Source organism: Enterococcus sp. LJL128 (assembly GCF_056924295.1).
On the sequence record NZ_JBXPBP010000003.1, the window covers coordinates 256,231 to 278,610 of the forward strand.

Genomic DNA, 22,380 nt, shown 5'->3' on the forward strand with positions numbered 1-22,380 from the left:
CTTGGATTCTTCTTAAAAAAATACATAAGTAAGTGTTATGTGTATTGTTGGTAAAAAATTAGTTAAGAATGTAAAATGGAAGCAAATATAACGGAGAGTTTGATAGGTTATGAAAAAGATAGGACTAATGATTGCAGCTGTTGCTCTGTTGGTAATTGGAGGTTTTTTATTTTTGAAAAATCGTGAAAATACGGATGTAAATGTTGCCTCAGTTGATGAAAGTGTTCAGGAAATGATGACTGTTGGACCGTCTGATTTTGTATTAAATTTAGAAAGATTAGATGAAGATACGAAAAACCGTCGGAGTTTACTGAAAAACTTTATTCAGCAAAAGCTGATGCCTGATGGACAGATCATCACTAATTACCTCCCGGATGGAGCCCAGAAAAATGAAGCAACAGGCCATGATCTTTTGAGTGAATCAGCAGGGATCTATTTATTGGACTTAGCGGCTTTAGATACGCAGGGACGATTTGATGTTTTCTACAAAAAAATGAAGGAAATGTTTTATGACGGGACACAGTTCAGTTATCGTGTTAGTGAGAAGGGGAAACGCTATCCAGTGAATGCTAGTTTGGATGATTTGCGTATTATGCGTGCCTTGATTATTGCAGAAGCTAAGTTCGGCAATGATGCATTTAATTACGAAAAAGAAGTGAAAGCTATCAGTACTCATTTTTTAAAGCAGTCAACCAACAATGGTCTATTGATTGACTTTTATGATGAAGAAAATAAAGAAAAATCTCAAGATATTTCTTTATTTTATCTAGATTACAAAACACTTGCCTACCTTTATCAAATGCACGGGATTAGTGAAGATTATCTGCAGTACCAAGTGAATATTGCTAAAAACGGTTATATTTCAGATGATTTTCCGCTATATCATCAAAAATACAGCTATAAAGAAGAAGAATATCAGGATGGGAATGGGGTTAATATCATCGAGTCCCTACTAACTATTCGCTACTTGGCAGAGATTGGTGAAGTACAACCAACGAGTATTGCCTTTGTTAAAGATCGGGTAGCGAAAGGAACATTGTTCAATTCTTATGATTTAAATGGAAATGCAATTGATAAAAATCAATCGGCAGCCAGCTATGCAATTGCCGCTTTGATTGGTTACTTTGTTGATGATCAGGAATTATATACGCAGGCAATAGAGATTTTGAAAAATTTTCAGACAATGGATCCAACGAGTATTCTTTATGGCGGTTTTGGTGATACGATAACGAAAGAAGTGTATTCGTTTAATAATCTAATGGCACTCCTTGCGTATGGAATATGATAAAAGGGGTGAACCTTATGAAAGAAATAATTGAAAAATCTATAAAAATAGTTAGTCATTATATCTCTCCGGCAGGTCTCGCTGTACTTTTAGTGGCAATCCCTGCTATTCTGCTGCTCTTTATTCCGCCTATTAATGGTTTAGCCGATAATGGCGACTACTTCATGATGCTGAATAAAAATAATTTATACATTCAAAACCCGGAAACCTATCCATACAATGATTATTTTCAAAATATTTATGGTATTCGTCAGTACTTCAATCAAACAGATACTGGTTTTTTTTCAACGAATCAATTATTTATTACTACCGCCCTTTGGTTAAATCAGTTGTTTTTTAGTACAAGGCTGTTTGACCTTCGTTTTTTAGGAGCAATCTACTTAGTGGCCTTGCTTCCTGCAATCTATTTGATTACACATTCTTTTTCTTTTGGCATGAATAAAAAGCGTGGTTATTTTTTAGCAGTCATCATCGCTCTTACGTTAGGAGATGGCTCATATATTATTTATTTCAATTCGTTTTATCCAGAAGCGGCTGCGTATATTGGTCTTCTTTATTTTTGCGGCTTCCTTTATTATTATTTTCGGGTCAAGGTTAGTCCATATGGCTTTTTCGTTACTATCTTATTAGCAATTATTCTTTTTGCAGGAGCCTATCAGCAGTATTTCTTTTTGGTCATTGGAGTTGTAGTAACAGCTTTAGGGCTGCTCTTCTATTCGTTAAGCGCTACTCAACGTTTGACGTTACTGGCCACCTTAATCGGGCTAGTTGGTCTAACGGTATCAATCTATGCTGCAACACCTGACATGACCCATCAAAGGGATGCTTACCATAGTGTAAATAGAGGCTTGATTTTGAATGCAGAAAAGCCAGGAGAAATTTTAGCAGGAGGGGAGATAAATCCTCAGTACGGATTACTCAAAGGCTCTAGCTATTACGATGAATATTCGCCCATCCCGTTAAATTCTGAGGCACTTAAAGAAAATTTAATTAAAAAAAGTACGTATATATGGGTTACAGCTTCTTATTTAGCGAATTTTGATGAACTGCCGGCACTGTTAAAAATAGGTGTACAGGACATGTATTTAGTCAAGCCGACAGAGCTAGGTAATTATCTACAGAAAGATAGTAGTCAACCGGGACAACAAACATTATTTTATACCTTGTTTAATCGAATTAAAGCAGCTGTCTTTCCTAAAGATTTTCGTTTCTTTTTCTTATTTTCTTTTGTCCTGCTCGTTGTATATGGGATTGGTTTTTACCAGGGACTGAAGCAGAAACAGGAGTGGTTATGTTTTCGGTTTTTCTTTATTTTAGGATTAATTGTAAACTTTTTCCTTACCTTTATACTAGCTGTTATTTATGAAGGAGATGCAGATTTTACCCGCCATCTGTTTTTAGCATCTGTTTATTTTGATATTTTACTGCTCATTTTTATCGCGGATTTATTAGGCGGCCGCTTATGGGCGGATGAAAGGAGATTTATGCTATGAAGAAAATCTTCTTACTCATTATTATGGTTTTATTTCCGCTGATTTCTTTTTCACAAAAAGGTGAGGCAACTGAACAAGAACGGGTACTTTTAGTTTATGACAGTCTGAACTTGGCAAATGCCGGGGAAAAAAATGTTGATTCACTGCAGAGGCTTCTAACAAGCTTGGGTGTAAAAGTAGACACTGTACAAGATAATGCTTATCTGGAAAATACATTGAGGGATGATGTATACACAGGAGTTATTTCATTTGTTAACTGGTCGGAAAAAGGGCTTCAGTCGGATTACTTTAGAAGAGACCGCAAAAACTTCGAAGGAAAAAAGCTGCATATCGGCATGGGACTTGATCAAACCGAACAGGCAGGATTCGCTGGCAGTTTTAGGCAGTTAAGTCATCGTCAGTATACACTGGTTCACAATGACGAAGCTTTTCAACAGCTGCTGGATTATCAAGACCAGAGCATGGTACTGGAAACTGAGGATGGGCAGCTTTACGGACAGTTGATTAGTCAGGAACTGGAAGAGAAGAAATACCCATTTGGCGTGATTCAGGGTAAAAATGCGTTTTTACCAATGTATGATACCAAAGGAGCAGTTTTTCTACAGAGTGCAGAGCTGATTCAGCAATGGCTAGGGAAGAGCAGTAATTATCAGCCGCTGCTGACATTCAAAGGTTTTTCTCCCCTTAATGATATGGAGGTTGCGAATGATTTTTTAAGTAAAATCAATAAGATGGCTTTGTATTATACATTGAGTACAACAAGTATCAACAGAAATAATGATTTGCTAACCTATGAAATATTTACAGATATCCTTGCGAAAGCACAGGAATCCGCTGTAATTTTTTTAGCTGTTCCTGCTGTAAACAGTGCAGATTTAAATGACGGCCGAGTGCTTCAAACAATAATGACTGAGCAAATTAGCCTACTAGTTTCTCACAATATCTATCCAATCGGTTTGAGCGCTCCAGGATATTGGAATCAGGATAGTCAGTACCGGCTGGATGGCTTAAGCTTTGGCAAAACGGTTATTTTAGAGGAGAATCCTGCAGTGGATAATATGCATTACCGGGCTCAAGACGATAGAGCCCCTACTTATGCAACAAGCTTTTACTCACTTGAAGAGTCTGCACTTGACAGGGTACAGTGGAAAGAAGAACAAACTTATTTATCCTATCTGTTTCCAATGCCGGTCAGTCTGGCTTTTAACTTTCCAAAGGATGAAACTGAAGAAAAATCAGTTTTGGCAAAGATAAATGAGTTGAAATTTGATTTTAGTCAGTCGCTGGATAGTCAGTATACATTTGAGTTGAATACTCAGACACAACGTATTGCTTATACAGATGGTCGTTTTACTCTAAACGGTCAAGGTGTTAGTCAGTTTGCAGATTCTGAGCAGGTTCGACCATTAAGCAATCAGTATCAAGGACTGTTTGCTGGATTCTTTCGGAGAATTAATACCGGATTGATTATTTTTATTGGTTCAGTGCTCATTCTGCTAGTCATTTTATTTGTTAGAGGAAACCGAAACTATCGTTCGAAATATGTTAGTCGAGGAGGAAAAAGAAAATGACAATTACAGACGGCATCATGCTAGCCGCCACATTAATTATCTGGTCGCTGCTAATTGTAAATATGATTTTAGTAATTGCTGGTTATATTTATTACTTGCGGACCGATCCTCAAGAGCCGCCCCAGCTGGATGAAAAAAAGGCGCCGTTTGTCAGTATCATGGTTCCCGCACATAATGAAGGAATTGTGATTGTGAAAACAGTAGAGGCGCTATTAAATTTTAACTACCCGCGAGATAAATATGAGGTAATAGTTATCAATGATAATTCCAGTGATGACAGTGCCGAGCTTTTAGCGAGGTTGGGACTAGAATATCCTGAGCGAAATTTACATGTAATCAATACGGATGCAGTAACTGGCGGAAAGGGTAAATCCAATGCTTTGAATATTGGCTTCAAACAAGCGCAGGGGGAACTGATTGCCATCTATGATGCAGACAATACACCAGAACCTAATGCCTTGAGGTATCTTGCAGCAGAGTTGGCTGCAGGAGGAGAATATGGAGCAGTTGTAGGGAAGTTCAGAACGCGTAATAAGAACACCAATATATTGACTAATTTTATTAATATTGAAACCCTTGCCTTTCAATGGATGGCTCAAGCCGGCCGTTTTCAGCTCTTTAAGCTATGCACTATTCCAGGAACAAACTTTATTGTGCGGCGTTCGATTATTGAGGAGATCGGCGGCTGGGATGACAAAGCATTGGCTGAGGATACAGAAATCAGTTTTAGAATATATATGATGGGTTATAAGATTAAGTTTCAGCCGAAAGCTGTAACTTGGGAGCAGGAGCCGCAAACGCTGCCCGTTTGGTTTAGACAGCGGACACGATGGGTAAAGGGAAACATCTATGTCATTGTCAAGAATGCAAAACTGTTATTTGACAAACGAGCCGGAAAAATTCGGTTTGACATTCTTTATTTTCTATCCATCTATTTTCTACTGATGACTTCGCTGGTTTTATCGGATGTCTTTCTGGTTCTTTCCGTTTCCGGCTATGCTCATACAAATCTTCAAGGGTTTAGTAACAGCTTGTGGGGATTAGCAGTCCTTCTATTTATTTTCAGTACGTATCTTAGCATCAGTACGGAAAAAGGGGAAATGAATCTGCGAAACATCGGTGTGATTGGCTTGATGTATGTCACTTATAGTCAGATGTGGCTAGTGGTCGCGGCTTATGGAATGTTCATGTATATCAAAGAGAATGTTTTCCATAAACAAACAGCAACAAAATGGTATAAAACTGAACGGTTCAAATAGAAGAGATAAGCGATTGATAGTAGTGGCTTTTGCTATTTTTATTGTGCAATAAACTACTTTGGAACGTAGAGGTGTCAATCACTAACGTGAGTATAAACGCCTGTAATGAAGTGAGGGGATAGGAATGAAAAAACTTGTTTTAATGTTATGTCTACTGCTGCTTTCAGCAGTGCCAACAGCTGTTCATGCAGAAACGGAGGAACAGAGTAATCATACGTATACACAGCCTTTTCAAAATGTTACCAGTTCGCTGACAGGTACTTCGGTCAAAGCAACCATGTACTTCAGTAAAATTGACTACTGGGATGTAAAAAAAGCCACGTTTAATCTAAATTATCAGATTACTCAGCTTGAGTCTTCGGAGGTCTCTGATATTACGGTTGCTGTCAACGGCGTGAAATTCTATTCATGGCGTCCAGAGAAGTCTGAAGGAATTCAAACGCAGACAATTGATATCCCTTTAGAGCTGCTCAGCAGCACGAATACATTGACGATTGAAGGTCAGATTGTTAATGCAGAAGGCTCTGATAATTATAAGCTGGTACAAACACCAGCGAACTGGTTAACGATTTATGATGGATCAAATGTTAATTTTCAATATGACTTAATTCTGCCGGAAAATACAATTCACTCTTTTTATAATCATTTTGTAGGAGCTGATACTATTGCTAACCAACAAAGTGCAGTTATTGTGCCGAAAGCTGCAAAAGCGGAAGAGTTAACTGCAGCCAGCTATGCGCTCACAGGGATTTCACGGATTATCACAACGAGTGAAAACTATCTGCCGATTCGTTCTTTGGCTGATGAAAAGGCTCTTCAGCTGCCATATCAGCTGATAATTGGTCTATACGATCAGCTGCCGGAAGAATATAAGAAGGACATCAAAAAAGACGATACAGCTGACAAGGCCGTCCTTCGCTTTTTTAACAGTGAAGAAAAACACGTTTTAATTGTTACGTCACAGGATACAACGCAGTTGATGAATGCCGGACGTTATATTGCAAATCAGGAGCTGATGACTCAAACTGAAAAATCTGAAAAAATTGTAGATGAGAATACGAAAACATTCACCTCCTCACTGGAATTTGACGGCAATATTCCGTTAACGTCAAGTGGAGATAAGCTAACAGGCAGCTACCACCAAGAGCAGGTCTACTTTGTTGATTTACCTGTAGACCGCAATAATGTAAACGGAAGCTCACTCGATATTCATATGAAATATTCAGACAATCTGGATTTTGAAAATTCATTAGCAACCGTATATGTCAATGATTTGCCAATCGGCAGTCAAAAGCTAAGTGCAGCAAAAGCAAACGGCGACCGTCTTCAGCTGAATTTTCCCGATAATTTGGAAGTATCGGATGCATTTGTTATCAAAGTAGCCTTTGATTTGAATGTTGACAATCCGGAGGTATTAAGAAATAGTGCGACGCCTTGGGCTTTGATTGAAAATAATTCAAATGTTTTTATAAAGACAGAAGAATCAAAGGATGTTCTTTTTTCTAATTATCCCAATGTGTTGATTCAAAATCAGACATACGCTGATTTAGCGATTGTTACTCCTAAAAAACTGGATGCTAACTATTTTAAAACATTGACTAATCTCTTAAATTTGTTAGGAAATTATGTTCAGAGTAACACTGGTGATATTACATTCTATAATGAAGAACCATCTAAAAAAGAGCTTGAAGCACATAATCTGATTATTTTAGGAACGCCCTCAGATAATTCGTTAATCAAAAAAATGAATAATCAGCTTTATTTCCAATATGTCGAGGATTTTAGCACGATTACGTCTAACGAAAAGCTAAGTGTGGAATCTGATTATGGGAAAACAATAGGAACTGCTCAGTTGTTATTTTCTCCATATAATAAGGATGCAGTTTCACTAGTCCTGACAGGAACAGATTCAGAGAATGTCTATTTAGCCTCTACTCAATTGAAGTCACAGGCTAATACCTCTATTTATCAAGGAGATGCGATTGTTGTCGATTCCAACTATCGGCGATATGATTATCGCTTCAAGAAAGAAGCATCTTCAGAAGAAGAGCAGTCAGTTATTTCAAGGATTATTGGTCGTAAGGATGCATTGCTTTACGGAATCGTCTTTATCTTGGCTGTAGTAACTGTTGGATTGACCTTGTATTTCATTATCAAACGGTATTACGATGACGGATTCAAGAAGGGGGGCGGCTTAGATGAATAAAAGCAACAAACAGGGAATTCTTATGGATGCCAGTTTGCTGGGGTTTGTTACAGTTGTATTGTTAACCGCCATTTTTATGGCAGTCGGACCGAATAACTTTTTCTTTAATTTGATCTGCTTGATGATTTCACTGATTTTAGTGATAATTACTTACTTTACGAATATCATCACAGGTTTGATTTTCAATCTATTGTTTTTCTTTGGTCAGCTAGTTTATGTGTTTTATGTCAGTATGTATAAAGACGGCTTTACCCTAGGCTTTATTTACTGGCTAATCGTTCCGCCGATTCTTTGCTTGCTAGTCTATGGAGTGACAATTCGAATCAGAGAGCAAGTGGCAGAAAACGTCCAGCTGCGCAGAAATAACGCTCGGTTAAATGCATTGGATCAGGAAACAAATCTGCGCACACTGAATATGTTTGACGAAGACTTTTGTGTGCTGTCCAAAGCATCGAAGAACGCACCAGCTATGCTTAGCCTCATGGTTATTCGTATTCGCTATTGGGATAGTATGAAATCGATGATTACAAATGATCAGATAAAAGAAATGATTGGTTTGATATCTGATGAAATCAAACAGAATTTTGGCCGGGAAAATTTCAAATATATCATTGATCACAGTGTGCCAACTTGGGGGATATTGAATTTTGAAGAAGCCGCTCAGTTAAAAACGATTCGCCTGCTTATCAAGGAAGGATTCCAAAAGAAAATGAAAACTACTGAAGTGCTGACAGACATTCATGCAGAATTAATCATTTCAATTGTCAGTTATGAAGAAGGAGAAATGAAAACATCAACAGATTTATTGTCAGCTGCTATTAAAGAGCTTCAATACGACGTTTAAGTCTAACTTGTAAAATGAGCAGTTTCTGGCAATCGACAGGCAATATTTTTTAGATGATTAAACTGTTTTTTTAGAAGTAGGAGGGGTGGATGAAGTGAAGAAAATATTATTAGTATTTGGTACACGTCCGGAAGCCATTAAGATGTGTCCCTTGGTCAATGAGCTAAAAAAACATCCGGACTTTTCTGTTAAGGTGTGTGTAACTGGACAGCATCGGGAAATGCTGGACCAAGTGCTTCATGTATTCGGTGTCACACCGGATTTTGATTTATCAATTATGAAGGCGAATCAGACATTATTCGATGTAACGTCTGCAATTCTTACAGGTATCAAAACTGTTTTGGAAGCAGAACAGCCGGATATTGTTCTGGTTCACGGAGATACTACTACAACTTTCGCCACTGGCCTAGCTTGCTTTTATCTTCACATTCCAGTCGGACATGTGGAAGCAGGACTTAGAACCTACAACATCTATTCACCATTTCCAGAAGAATTTAATCGTCAGGCAGTGGGATTAATCAGCACGTTTAATTTTGCACCTACTCAAACAGCTGCTGACCATTTACTAAAGGAAGGGAAAGCAGAAAGCAGTATTTTCATTACGGGAAATACCGCAATTGATGCGCTAAAGACAACAGTGAAAGCTTCCTATCAGCATGAACAGTTGGATTGGGTTGGAAAAAGCAAACTGATATTGATTACTGCCCATCGCAGAGAAAACCTTGGAGAGCCTATGGCACATATGTTTCGGGCTATTCGCAGAATCATTGATGAGCATGAGGATGTTAAAGCAATTTATCCTATTCATTTGAATCCCAAGGTTCGGGAGACAGCAAATAAATATTTGGCTGGAGATGACCGGATTCGTTTGATTGAACCGCTGGAGGTTATTGATTTTCATAATTTTCTTGCGAGAAGCTACTTGGTGCTAACAGACAGCGGCGGAATTCAGGAAGAAGCGCCTTCATTAGGGAAGCCAGTGCTTGTTATGCGGGATACAACAGAACGGCCGGAAGGAATTGAGGCCGGTACTTTGAAGCTGGTGGGAACCAGTGAAGAAAGCATCTATAAAAATTTCAAGCTGTTGTTAGAAGATAAAGCAGCTTATGAAAAAATGAGTCATGCCAGTAATCCCTATGGAGACGGTTTTGCCTCTCAGCGAATTGCTGACTGTCTAGAAAAATATCTTTAAAATAATAAAAGACTGCCGATTTGCAGCAATTCCATAAGTTTAAGTGAAAAATTAACTTATGAGATTGTTTCATCGACAGTTTTTTTGTATCCAGCATACCTTCATACCTTTAGTAACTAATTAGTTCGATTATATTTTTTTATCACGGTTTTTATTAATAAAAGTAAAGCTTCTGTGCTGATTGCTCATCCTTCATAATGTGCAAGCTGACGTCTGGAATTTCCCGCAGCTGGTTTTGCTGGTGTCGTCGGAATAGTTTTTAGCATTCTTAAGCCATTAAGAATAACTAAAATAGTACTTCCTTCATGACCAATTACCCCGAGAGGTAAAGATATCACTTGAAACAAATTAGAAAAAATCAGCAGCATAATGACAGCAACTGAGAAAATCATATTTTGAACAACAATTTTCTTCAGTTTTTTTGATAACAGATGGCTCATCTGCAGCTTACTCAAATCATTTTTCATTAACACCATATCGGCTACATCCATCGCCACATCTGTTCCTTCGCCCATTGCTACACCAATTGCAGCATTGGCTAATGCTGGGGCATCATTGATGCCGTCTCCAACCATAGCATTGACACCGTAAGCCGCTTTTTGCTCTTTGATTAATGTTGTTTTATCTTCTGGCAGACAGCCGGCGTGGATTTCATCAATAGCTAATTCACGAGCAACTGCCTGGGCTGTTTGTAAATGGTCGCCGGTAATCATCGTTGTATGCACGCCCTGTTCTTTGAAATAGGCAAGTACATCAGCAGCTTCTGGCTTTGGTAAATCCAATAAGCCGAAATAAGCAACAACTGTATTTTCTTTAAAAAGATAAATTACTGTTTTCCCTTCTGAATACAGCTGTTCAGTTTGCTGATGTAAAGGATTATCAGAAGACGTATCTGTACCAAATGCTGCTTTTCCGATACGCCAGGTTGTTCCATTGACTGTAGTTTCCATTCCGGAACCAACAACATTTTGGACGTCGAGCTGCCCATAATCATTTTGAATCTGATGCTCACTATAGAAACGGACGATTGCCTGAGCTAAGGGATGGCTGGATCGTTGCTCCATTGCTAAGAGAATGTCCAGCGCATCGCTGTCTTTTGTTAGAAAAACAGCATCTGTAACTGCAGGAATTCCTCTGGTTAATGTTCCTGTTTTATCAAAGGCGATTGCTTTTAAATCAGCAAGATTTTCAAGGTAAATTCCCCCTTTGAATAATACGCCATTTTTTGCCCCGTTGGAAATAGCCGCCAATGTTGCTGGTGTAGCAGAAGCAACTAAGGCACAGGGCGAAGCGACAACCAAAAGAACCATTCCTCTATAAAAGCTTTCATTCCAACTCCAGCCAAGAAATAGGAAAGGGATTAGAATCATCAAAGGGACAATGATTAGTACTGCTTTTACATAAATATTTTCAATTTTATCAATAAAGCTGGCAGTTTGTGAGGGCGTATTTTGAGCTTCGTCTACTAGACGAATGATTTTAGCAAAAAGTGTATCTTCGCTTTTTTTCGCTACCTTCATCGTAAAGGCTTCCCCTGAATTAATCGTTCCGCCAAAAAGCTCGTCTCCAACTGATTTATCTACTGGGACAGACTCACCGCTAATAGCAGCTTCATCAACTGTACTTTCCCCGCTAATTAAAAAGCCGTCAATAGGAATACTGGAGCCTTTTGGTACAAGCACTAAGTCGTCGATGGCTAGCTCAGCTACTGGCGTTTCAGCTGTTTTTCCATCATTGTTGATTTTTAAAGCAGTTTCAGGCTGCATATTAATTAAATTGGATATTTCTTTTTTGCTTTTATTTGTCGCGTATTCCTCTAATGCACCACTAAGACAGAAGATGAAGGTGAGCATAGCTCCTTCAAACCAGTTTCCGATAATACAGGCGCCAATTGCGGCAAGAGCCATTAACAAGTCGACATTTAAATGTTTATTTTCAATGGTATCGATGAGACCTTCTTTTGTTTGTTTGAATCCTCCAATAAAAATGGCAAGAATAAATATCAGCGGATAAAATGAAATAGCCGTTTTTTCAAGAATAAAACCAGTAGCCATCAAGGTTAAGCAGAGTACAGTAGCTACTAAAGCTTGTTTTTCTTTTGATAGTTTCATGACAAATCCCTCCTTCATCTATAGCATAGCACAATAAAAGTCTAATTGATAATGAAAATAGCTAATTGAGAACGATAGTGATTATCATTTGGCTTAAAATCAATGTTTTTGATATTTAACTCTGTATTATTTCTAATCTGTAATGATAATCATTATCATTGTAGCTTTGCTGTATCTATACAAATAAAACCGGTGCGTGATTTCACGCGCCGGTTTTATCAATTAATTGTTGAGGAGTTGCCTGTGTAGCTGGATATTGTTCTGATTGCATTTTCCAAAGTTGATCGGTAAGCGCTGAAATTGCTTCTGAGCCATCTTTGCCGTTTGTAAAAATAGACAGAACGAAAGGATGAGAGGTCTCAAGAATACCTATATCATGAATAAAGCTGTCATAGGATCCTATCTTGTGAGCTACTTTGCCTTTAGTAAGAGATGTCTCCATGCGCTCATGGAAAACAGTATTTTTCATATAATCATAAATTTTTTGATATTCTTTATTGTCTGCTTTTTCCCGATAAAGCTTCAAAAGGATTTTTGCGCCATCCTGAGAAGTAAATTGAGTATCTTCAACATTCGCCTCACGTTGGAAGAAGTATCGGTAAAGCTGGCGTTTAGCCTGTTTATCACCGCCAAAAAGACCATAAAGCATATTTTTAGCGATATTATCTGAATAGGTAATGTTGTATTCCTGTAAAGTTTGAAGGGAATAGGAAGGCTGGATATCGTTCAACAATTTACCAGTACCTTCTTCGTAGTCGTTTTCTTCGGAATAGACCACTTGATCATCCCATTGGAAAACGCCTTCGCTTACCCGGTCAGCGACCATTATTGCCAAAGGGACTTTGATAGTGCTTGCCGTATAAAATTCTTTTTTTCCATTAACTGACAGCTGTTTTCCAGTAGTCGTGTCAACATAGGTGACAGCCAGTTCTCCGTTGAAATCCGCCGCTGCTTTATCAATCATCGTCTGAATCTGTTCGAAATAAGTATCCAGCTGTTCAGTCTCAATTAGTTCAATTGTTTCCTGAGCAGAATCCTTTTCCGGTTCAACGAGGGGAGACTCTAGACCTGTTTTAATAGCTAATTCAGGTTCAGGGGTTTCAGCTGTTTGTTGTTCTACAGCATAATTGACTGTATTCGTAGAAAAAAAGAACGTAACAATTAAAAACAGACAAATAAAGAAAATCATTCCATAGAGGGTCATTTTCTTCTTTTCCAAATTATAGTTATCCTCTCTAAAATAATTTGAGACAGTTCCATTTAATCATTTTTATGTTTCTTTTGCAAGACGAATATGGCGTTCATTGAAGAGAAAGGTTAAATGAGCAGTATCAATAAAATTATCCAAAGGCTGCCTAGTCTTTTTAAGTTCTGTTTAAGCTGACTGGACTAAAGTAATGATTGTTCCGATATGATTATTTGGCTAGGAGGCTATTATATGGATTTTATAAGACGGGCATTACTAAGTATGAAAGCGAAGAAAGGGAGAACCTTGTTGTTGAGTGCGGTGTTCTCAGCAATTTTAATATTTGTCTTGGCAGGATTAACAATCCGCAGCGCTGCCTTGACAGCTACTGAGAATGCAAAGAAAAGCGTAGGAGCTACAGTTACTTTGACAACGAATCGTGAAAATGGAATGAAACGCTCTGAAACAGAGGAAGGCGAAGAAAAGCCGGATCCTGGAAGCTTCAGTGTAACACCAGTCAATCTGGAAGATGCTGAAAAAATAGCAGCGTTGGATAATGTTAAAACCTATTCGTTTATTTCTTCTTCTTCAGCAGGTGCCGGAGATGGAATTACACCTATTTCAACAGAAGATGAAACAGAGGAGACAGATACAGCTAGTTCTTCCAGTTCTGATACGGCACAAGCAGGAATGATGGGTGGCGGACCAGGTGGAGCAGGAATGATGGGCGGCGGTGAAAATGGCGGCGCTCAGATGATGCAAAGCGATTTTCAAGTTACAGGAGTAAAAGATCTTTCCATGTATTCCAGCTTTTCAGAAGGCAGTGCAGTAATTGTCGATGGTCAAGCGGTTACTAGTGAAGACGAAGGAACAAATAACGTAGTAATTGAGCAGACGTTAGCTGATGCGAATGAATTAAGTGTAGGGGATACTTTCACAATCACTAGTCCGGAGGATGAAGAAACAACATACGAAGTGACGGTTAAAGGAATTTATGAAACCACTGAAAGCAGCAGTAGCATGGGCATGATGTTCAATTTCCTAAATCCAGCTAATACGATTTATGGTTCATATACGTTTGCAAATGCCTTAAAAGGAGACGACTCAGAAGGAACAATCGATTCAGCTGTTTACACGTTAACTGATCCGGAAAAAATGGACCAATTTGTTGAGGCATCAGAAGCACTGATTGATACAGATACATTCAGTATTCAAACAAATGACCTAATGTACCAGCAGATGCTTCAGCCTTTGAACAATGTAGCTAGCTTTGCTAAGAATATTGTGATTCTCGTAGCGGTTGCAGGTGTTATTATCCTAACTTTGATTGTGATGATGACTATTCGTGAAAGACGGTATGAAATTGGTGTGCTTTTGTCTATGGGAGAAGTAAGAGTGAAAGTAATTCTCCAATTCTTTTCAGAGATTATTGTCTGTATGCTTGTTGCTTTGGCTATTGCATCCTTCAGCGGAAATGTTGTCGGCAATGTGGTTGGCGAGCAGCTGATTCAGCAACAAACAGAAAGCAGCCAGACGACAGCAAACAATGGAATGACAGAAGGCGGTCCCGGCGGACAGCAGGGGAATAGAGGAGGAGGCCCTGGAAACTTCGCAAGTATGGGTGCGAGCTCTCAGGACGCAGCAGCTGAAATTGAAAATATGGATATCAAAGTGACTGCTGACCAGATTGCAATGCTGGCAGGATTAGGTATATTAATCAGCTTTGGTTCAATCTTGCTCTCATCCATAGGAATCATTCGTCTGCAGCCTAGAAAAATTTTAACAACATAGGAGGAAATCAAATATGCTTGAAACAAAAAATGTTGGCTATTGGTATAAGCAAGAAGAAGACTATCTATACAAAGATGTAGATTTGGAATTTCATAAAGGAAATATGTATGCCATATTAGGGGCTAGCGGTTCAGGTAAAACGACTTTTCTATCCTTAATTTCCGGATTAGATGTGCCTAAAGCCGGAACCATTCAATATAATGGCGAGTCTTTAAAAAATATTGGTTTAAGAAATTACCGAAAAAATGATGTCTCAATTATTTTTCAGGCATATAATCTACTTCCTTACATGTCAGCGCTTGACAATGTACTGACAGCAATGGCCATTTCAGGCTTAAAAAAGCCGGATAAAAAAGCATATGCTTTGGAGCAGCTGCAAGTAGTAGGAATTGATGAAGCTTTAGCCAAAAAAAGTGTGACACAGCTTTCCGGCGGGCAGCAGCAGCGTGTGGCAATCGTTAGAGCTCTTTGTTGTAACCATGAATTAATTGTCGCTGATGAACCAACTGGGAATTTAGATGAAAAGACCTCTGAAGATATTGTGAAACTGTTTCAAAAAGTGGCTCATGAAGAGCATAAATGTATCATCATTGTGACACATGAACAGGACGTGGCGAATGCATGTGATACAGTTTATGAGCTGAAGAACCGTCAATTTACAAAAATATAGCAAACACAGGAGCTGATGCAGTTGTCAGCTCCTTTTTGCTCTGTAATATTGTGTCAGTGGAAATTCAAAATCGTAAAGAAAAAAATACCAGCACTTATTTGAGCGTTCAAATGCCAACAAGGAATCATTAATACTTTTCAATATTCTTTCTCCGATGGTTTGACAGTCAGAATAATAAATGAAAGCAAGGGAATCAAGCATGCTGCCTATGGTTTGTGCAATTTTTATTATTTTCGTTCCCGTATTTATAGGATTCAAGGACTTATTTTTTCGCAGTATAAAAAGAACTTGAAACAAAATCAAAGAATCTATACCGATCCTCAAAAGTTAGATTTTCAGGTCCAACTTTTAGGGGTCGCTGCAAATCTCTGTCTTTTCGTTTCAAGCTCTATGATTTCATTCAGTTTTTGTTCTATCAAAATTGTTCGGCGTAGAAGTCTTTAATTATTCTTGTTTTTGAATTAGGGTAGTATCTGCCATTTTTGACAGGTATTGCTGTAGCTGATAGGCTTCCAATTTTAATCGAGCACCGATAGACGTATCTAATACTTTAATACGGTTGTTTCTTCGATCGATAATTTGTCTACTAGATACGATGTCGTCATTATTGGCAATAGCAGAGTTTTTCTCTGTAAAAGGCTTATGTGCTGCTAAATGCATGCCGTAGGAATTGTAGATTAGTGTATAGCCGCCAATCCCTGTGACTTTTTGATAAGATTTTGAGAAACCGCCATCTATTACCAGCATTTTTCCTTCAGCTTTAATTGGTGTTTCACCTTTCTTAAGCTTAACCGGCGTATGACCGTTTATAATGCAGCCGATTACCGGATTGATGTCAAATTCTTCCAGCAGCTTCATACAGGTTTCTTTTTGTTCCCGTAAATAATAGTAGGCATTTTTTTCTTCAACGTGCAGTTCACTTTCACTACAGAAGTAGCGTTCAAAAGTTTTCATCGCTTTCTTGCCAAAAAGAGAGGAGCCTTCGCCGCACCATAAGTACCAAATAATATCTGTAAGTTCTTCTACCTGCCTGAAGCGATTCGTAAAAGCCGCAGTGATAGCGTGATCAAAATAATCTAATAATTTTTTTCCGGAATAAGACTGCCCTTTGAAGCTAACCTTTTGAAAACTGCCATCAGTATTTAACGGAATACAGCCGTGAATCAGGAGGTTCTGGTTATAAACATGATAAAGAGAGCCCTTTTTCATCAGAAAGGACATATGCTTAGCCAGCCGCTCAGAGTGCTGAAATTGTGACATAAGCTCTGAAATCAATGCATCCTCTTCTTCAGAGAGAGAGAAGGGAGAATGGGGATCGACTGTTTGAAAGCAGCTGTTAACCAAGGAATAGGCTGTACTATCCAAAATAAGAGAATTTCCATCAATTTTATCCAAAAGCAAGCGGTCAGTCATAGCAAAATCCGGCCGCCGCAGAATAATTTGACCTTCTAGTTTTTGCTGAATAATTGTTATGGCTTGCTGAATCAACATGCTGTCGATTTTCTCTTCTTCAGTCAAATGCCGGTAAGGATTTTTTTTTGGTTGAAACTGCAGATTATCTTTATAGTATTTGCGGCTGAATTTCCGAAGTCCAGTCAAATTGATGCCATATGATTCTTCAATCAAATCCAGATTGCCGTAACGGGCACAGATTCTTAGCACATTTGCCAAGCAGGCTTTAGACCCGCAAAATGCACCTAGCCAAATAATGTCGTGATTACCGAATTGAATATCAACAGAATGGTAAGCTATCAGCTTATCCATGATTTTATCTGGTTCTGGACCACGATCATAGATGTCACCGATAACATGAAGATGATCGATAACCAGACGCTGAATGAGATAACATAAAGAAGTAATAAACACCTCCGCTTCGCGCAGAGAAATTATTTTGTCGATAATTTGTTCATAATAGTCTTGTTTATCGGCATTCTGATCATAGGGATAAATGAGTTCCTCCAGGATATAGGCATAGTTTTTCGGCAATGCTTTTCTGACCTTGGAACGTGTATATTTACAAGAACAAAAACGGACAAGATCCAGCAGCTGCTGAATGGTTCTTTTTGAAAAATCAAAGGTCAGAAGCTGTTTTTGCTTTAGGCGGATTAGCTTTTCTTCTGGATAATAGATTAAAAAGCATAAGGAAGCGATTTCGTCATCTGAAAGCTCTTTGGCAAAAATCATTCTCACCTTTTCTTTGATACTACCGGAGCCATTACGCAAAATATGATCGAATGCTTCAAATTCTCCATGAAGGTCGCTTACGAAATGCTCCGTTCCCTTGGGCAGGTTTAAAATGGCTTCTAAATTAACAATTTCTGCTATAAGTTCATCTCTTGATTGTTCAGTCAAATCGCTTCCTCCTCAAAAACTTACGCTTCGTTGACACTTTCAATAATCGAAGCAGTTTCTTCGATTGATTTTTTCTCCACATTAATGACTAAGGATCCATATTTTTCAAATACATCATTTGCATAAGCCAGCTCTGCTTTAATTCTGTCGCAGTCAGTATATGCTGAATCCTCTTTCAAACCAAGAGAATGAAGACGTGACTTCCGTATTTCTCTAAGGCTGTCCATCGATGTTGTTAAACCAATAATTTTACTTGGGTCAATCTGATTCAGTTCTTCTGGAAGGGGAACTTCCGGAATAAGAGGAAGGTTAGCAACTTTATGGTTTTTATTAGCCATATACATACTTAGAGGTGTTTTCGACGTTCTTGAAACCCCTAGAAGGACATAGTCAGCATCCAGAAAACCACGCGGGTCTTTGCAGTCATCATAACGGACCGCAAACTCAATAGCAGCTACCCGGTTGAAATACTGCTCGTTAAGCTTGTGAAGAGCACCAGGCTCCTGCAAGGGAGCGATGCCAAAAGTTGATTCGATAATTTCACTAAGAGGGCTCATGTAGTCAACGTACAGTAAACCTGTCCGTCTGGCAAAGCTTCGAACCAGCTCAACTAATTCTTTGTTAACTAGAGTAGTAACAACAACTGCTTTGTCATGCAAAGCATCTTTTAAAATAGGCTGCAGCAGCTCTGCATCAGTGATAAAAGAAAAACGCTGAATATCGCTCATATCAATATCAGGGTATTGAGCGGAGACGGCTGAGATAATTTTCTGTGCTGTTTCACCTACTGAGTCTGAGATTAAATAGATTTTCACATTGCTTTTTTTCATGATTTTTTAACACTCCTAATAGTTTTCATTTTCGATATCTTTTCCTGCCAGAATAAAGTATTCCATTAATTTTGTTTTTGTCAGCTTTCCGATGACCTTTAGAGGTTCTGTTTCAGACACTACCGGCAGGGTATCCACACTGTGCAGTAGAATCAGATCTCCAGCATCTAAAATCGTGTGCTCCCCAGTGACTGTAATGATATTCGGCATTCGAGTCATGATAACAGCCACCGGTGTTTTTTCAGTATGGGGATTGCTGATAGCCGCTCTAAGCAAATCCTTTCGTGATAAAACCCCAATCAACTCTTCTTGTTCATTTTTTACATAGAGCGAGCCCACATCATACATGAACAAGTTGGTTACTGCATCATAAATAGTTGTTGATTGAGAGATTAGCAGTGGGGGAATCATAATATCTTTGACCTTGCTCTTATACAATTTTTCATATAGAAGCGGCTCGACTTTCTGGCCTGTGTAAAAATAACCAACCTTTGGCCGTGCATCAAGTAGACCAGTCATGGTTAAAATAGAGAGGTCGCTGCGTAATGTAGCCCGGCTAAACCCTAAAGCTTTAGCTATTTCTTCGCCGCTGATAGGCTGATTTTCCTTGACGATTTTAATGATTTCCAGTTGTCTGGAAGTTAATTTCATTCCTTCAAACCACCTTTTTAATATGACATACTATTAATTATATATATGGTCACATATAAAAGCAAGTTAAAATATAATGTGTAAAAATAGAGGTTGACACTAAATGTGATACACTATATAATTCGAATTAATTCAAATATGACATACTAATTATCGGAGGAAAAAGAATGACGTATATCTATGATTTTTCAGAAGGTGCAAAAGAATGGTCGGATTTGTTAGGCGGCAAAGGAGCAAATCTGGCTGAAATGACAGCTCTTCATTTACCTGTACCAAATGGGTTTAACATAACAACAGAAGCTTGTAAGGACTATTTAAAAGAGAGCAGCGGATTAAATGAAAAATTAATCAATGAGATTAGACAGCACATTCAATCACTGGAGCAACAGACCATGAAAGTACTGGGAGATGCAGAGGATCCCTTGCTCATTTCTGTTCGAAGCGGCTCAAAGTTTTCTATGCCGGGGATGATGGATACAATTTTGAATCTTGGTTTAAATGATGAAACGGTAGTTGGGCTGGCTGAAAAAACAGGAAACAGCCGGTTCGCCTATGATTGTTATCGTCGTCTTTTGCAAATGTTCGGAGATGTGGTCTGGGGAATTGACAAGAATAAGTTTGAAGATCAGCTTAGTTTTTATAAAAGTCAAAAGGGCTATACGATTGATACAGAAATGACGGCTGAAGACTGGCAGTATCTAGTTGATGTCTACAAAGGAATTTATATGGAAACCCTTCACAAACATTTTCCTCAAAATCCGATGGAGCAGCTGTTCCACTCTGTCGAAGCTGTGTTTCGCTCGTGGAATAATAAGAGAGCGAAAACCTATAGGCGGCTTCATGATATTTCTGATGATTTGGGAACAGCAGTAAATATCCAGGAAATGGTTTTTGGAAATTCTGGTTTGGACAGTGGAACGGGTGTTGCTTTTACTAGAAATCCTTCAACTGGTGAAAAAGGTATTTTCGGTGAATTTCTTATAAATGCTCAGGGAGAAGATGTTGTAGCCGGTATTAGGACACCGCAGCCGATTGCTGCTTTGAAAAAGTCTATGCCGGAGATTTACGCAGAAGTTTGTGAGATAAGTGAGCAGCTGGAGCAACATTATCAGGATATGCAGGACATCGAATTTACCATAGAAAATAAAAAGTTATATATTCTTCAAACCAGAAATGGTAAGCGAACAGCAAAGGCTTCTTTTAAAATCTGTATAAATTTAGTTGAAGAAGGAGTTATTTCTAAAGAAGCAGGACTACAGCGAATTACGCCAACTATGATTACTCAATTGCTTCACCCAGTCTTTGAAGAAGAGGCGCTAAAGGCTGCTGTACCCTTTGTCAAAGGACTTCCGGCAAGCCCGGGAGCAGCTAGTGGTCAGGTTTACTTCACTGCTGAAGCGGCAAAAGCGGCCAGTGACAGAGGGGAAAAAGTGATTTTAGTTCGACAGGAAACTTCTCCAGAAGATATTGAAGGAATGGTTGTCAGTGAAGGGATTGTTACTTCAAGAGGTGGAATGACCTCCCATGCCGCAGTTGTCGCCAGAGGGATGGGGGTTTGCTGTGTAGCAGGCTGTGAAGAGTTGCAGGTAGATGAATTTTTAGAACAGGCGAGCTGTGGTGACGTGACCTTTGGAACAGGAGATGTTATTTCAGTGGATGGAACATCCGGTTTGCTGTATCAGGGGAGTATCCCTAAGAAAGAAGGAGAGGAGCAGGAGCTATTAAATAAAGTGCTGGATTGGGCACAAGAGCTTAGTACACTAGAAGTTTATGGGAATGCGGAAACGCCCGAAGACATTCAGATTGCCCTTAAGCTTGGGGCAAAAGGAATTGGGCTTGCCAGAACAGAGCATATGTTCTTTGGTGAAGAGCGAATCAGTGAAGTTCGTAAAATGATACTTGCAGTGGATCAGAAAGGACTCCGTAAACCGTTGGAACAGTTGAAAAAGTATCAGAAAAATGATTTTAAAGAAATTTTTCAATTGATGGAGGAACGTCCATGTACCGTACGACTGCTTGATCCGCCGCTGCATGAATTTTTGCCAAAAGCAGAACGGGAAATAGAGGATCTTGCGATAGCGACCAATCGAACCCCAGCCCAGATTCGCAAGCGTATATCAGAATTAGCGGAACAAAATCCTATGTTAGGGCATAGGGGCTGTCGGCTTGCAGTGAGTATTCCTCAAATTTATCAAATGCAGACTGCTGCAATTATCGAAGCGGCTATTGAAGTCAGTCAGTCGAGCGGTTTCTCTGTGGTGCCGGAAATCATGATTCCTTTAGTTAGTACGGATAAAGAAATGAGCTTACTACGAAAACAACTGGAAGAAACAATAGAAGCGATTTTTGAGCTTTATGGTCATCGGATTTCTTATAAGATTGGAACGATGATTGAGACGCCGCGGGCTTGTCTGACAGCGGCAGAGATTAGTCAAAGTTCTGACTTTTTCAGCTTTGGTACTAACGATTTGACGCAGCTGACTTATGGCTTTTCTCGGGATGACTCCGCGAAATTTCTTAATGAGTATCTTAATTTGAAGCTTTTACCAAGTGACCCATTCCAGCATTTGGATGAAAAAGGAGTTGGTCAGTTAATTCAGCAGGCGGTTGATGGTATTACAGCAAGTAAAGGAGCTGCACAGATAGGTGTTTGTGGTGAAGCTGGAGGAGATCCGCAGTCTATTCGTTTCCTGAGAAAGCTGCCAATTTCATATGTTTCTTGTTCACCATTCAGAATACCGGCAGCCATTCTAACCATTGCTCAGGAAGAAATAAAGGAAAAGGCTGGAAAGCTTAAAATTTTGAATAAATTGATAAAAGAAGTGTAAATCAGAATCTGTAATATTAAGCAATTAATCCTCTATTGTTGTCAAAAAAATCAATTTTCAAAATAAAATTTTATTTAATAATCAATCTAAACAAAAAAATTGATTAAATAT

Annotated in this window: 15 protein-coding genes; 10 read left to right on the top strand and 5 right to left on the bottom strand. The window is 38.8% G+C overall.

The features are described 5' to 3' along the window. Positions 1–109: 109 nt before the first annotated feature. From AC1Z3K_RS06410 to wecB, 7 genes are all read left to right on the top strand, one after another. A complete protein-coding gene (locus tag AC1Z3K_RS06410; RefSeq protein WP_461732201.1) occupies positions 110–1,285 on the top strand; it encodes a hypothetical protein in 1,176 nt (391 codons plus the stop codon). 17 nt (positions 1,286–1,302) lie between these two features. Then, positions 1,303–2,778, top strand: a complete 1,476-nt coding sequence (wsfD, locus tag AC1Z3K_RS06415) for a glycan biosynthesis hexose transferase WsfD (RefSeq protein ID WP_461732202.1) — start codon at positions 1,303–1,305, stop codon at positions 2,776–2,778. Further along, a complete protein-coding gene (locus AC1Z3K_RS06420; RefSeq protein WP_461732203.1) occupies positions 2,775–4,349 on the top strand; it encodes a hypothetical protein in 1,575 nt (524 codons plus the stop codon). The genes wsfD and AC1Z3K_RS06420 overlap by 4 nt, the downstream gene beginning before the upstream one ends. Beyond that, positions 4,346–5,608 (top strand): glycosyltransferase family 2 protein, encoded by a 1,263-nt coding sequence (locus tag AC1Z3K_RS06425; protein WP_461732204.1) that lies wholly within the window; start codon positions 4,346–4,348, stop codon positions 5,606–5,608. The genes AC1Z3K_RS06420 and AC1Z3K_RS06425 overlap by 4 nt, the downstream gene beginning before the upstream one ends. Before the next feature lie 124 nt (positions 5,609–5,732). Then, complete coding sequence (locus AC1Z3K_RS06430) at positions 5,733–7,814, top strand: cellulose biosynthesis cyclic di-GMP-binding regulatory protein BcsB (RefSeq protein WP_461732205.1); 2,082 nt, start codon at positions 5,733–5,735, stop codon at positions 7,812–7,814. After that, complete coding sequence (locus AC1Z3K_RS06435; protein ID WP_426081359.1) at positions 7,807–8,658, top strand: diguanylate cyclase; 852 nt, start codon at positions 7,807–7,809, stop codon at positions 8,656–8,658. The genes AC1Z3K_RS06430 and AC1Z3K_RS06435 overlap by 8 nt, the downstream gene beginning before the upstream one ends. A gap of 94 nt (positions 8,659–8,752) precedes the next feature. Next, positions 8,753–9,850 (top strand): non-hydrolyzing UDP-N-acetylglucosamine 2-epimerase, encoded by a 1,098-nt coding sequence (wecB, locus tag AC1Z3K_RS06440; RefSeq protein ID WP_461732206.1) that lies wholly within the window; start codon positions 8,753–8,755, stop codon positions 9,848–9,850. A 185-nt stretch (positions 9,851–10,035) separates the two neighbouring features. Here wecB and AC1Z3K_RS06445 read toward each other — a convergent pair whose 3' ends face one another. Beyond that, positions 10,036–11,961, bottom strand: coding sequence for a heavy metal translocating P-type ATPase (locus tag AC1Z3K_RS06445; RefSeq protein ID WP_461732207.1), 1,926 nt, complete (start codon positions 11,959–11,961; stop codon positions 10,036–10,038). A 202-nt stretch (positions 11,962–12,163) separates the two neighbouring features. Beyond that, positions 12,164–13,180 carry a serine hydrolase gene (locus tag AC1Z3K_RS06450; protein WP_461732208.1) on the bottom strand — a complete coding sequence of 339 codons (1,017 nt, stop codon included), beginning with the start codon at positions 13,178–13,180 and terminating at the stop codon, positions 12,164–12,166. 219 nt (positions 13,181–13,399) lie between these two features. On the opposite strand from AC1Z3K_RS06450, the gene AC1Z3K_RS06455 reads away from it, so the two are divergent. Together AC1Z3K_RS06455 and AC1Z3K_RS06460 are read left to right on the top strand one after the other, a co-directional pair. Then, on the top strand, positions 13,400–14,938 hold the full coding sequence (locus AC1Z3K_RS06455; RefSeq protein ID WP_461732209.1) for an ABC transporter permease: 1,539 nt from the start codon (positions 13,400–13,402) through the stop codon (positions 14,936–14,938). 13 nt (positions 14,939–14,951) lie between these two features. Further along, positions 14,952–15,608, top strand: coding sequence for an ABC transporter ATP-binding protein (locus AC1Z3K_RS06460; protein ID WP_461732210.1), 657 nt, complete (start codon positions 14,952–14,954; stop codon positions 15,606–15,608). A 444-nt stretch (positions 15,609–16,052) separates the two neighbouring features. On the opposite strand, the gene AC1Z3K_RS06465 is transcribed toward AC1Z3K_RS06460, so the two are convergent. The 3 genes from AC1Z3K_RS06465 to ccpN are packed head-to-tail and all read right to left on the bottom strand — an operon-like array spanning position 16,053 to position 19,441. Next, the gene (locus AC1Z3K_RS06465; RefSeq protein WP_461732211.1) at positions 16,053–17,960 is read right to left on the bottom strand and encodes a fructose-1,6-bisphosphatase; all 1,908 of its coding nucleotides are present in this window, start codon (positions 17,958–17,960) and stop codon (positions 16,053–16,055) included. A gap of 20 nt (positions 17,961–17,980) precedes the next feature. Further along, positions 17,981–18,790, bottom strand: a complete 810-nt coding sequence (locus tag AC1Z3K_RS06470; protein WP_461732212.1) for a pyruvate, water dikinase regulatory protein — start codon at positions 18,788–18,790, stop codon at positions 17,981–17,983. A gap of 15 nt (positions 18,791–18,805) precedes the next feature. After that, positions 18,806–19,441 carry a transcriptional regulator CcpN gene (gene ccpN / locus AC1Z3K_RS06475; protein ID WP_426081367.1) on the bottom strand — a complete coding sequence of 212 codons (636 nt, stop codon included), beginning with the start codon at positions 19,439–19,441 and terminating at the stop codon, positions 18,806–18,808. 167 nt (positions 19,442–19,608) lie between these two features. On the opposite strand from ccpN, the gene ppdK reads away from it, so the two are divergent. Next, positions 19,609–22,269 carry a pyruvate, phosphate dikinase gene (gene ppdK / locus AC1Z3K_RS06480; protein ID WP_461732213.1) on the top strand — a complete coding sequence of 887 codons (2,661 nt, stop codon included), beginning with the start codon at positions 19,609–19,611 and terminating at the stop codon, positions 22,267–22,269. Positions 22,270–22,380 lie beyond the last annotated feature (111 nt).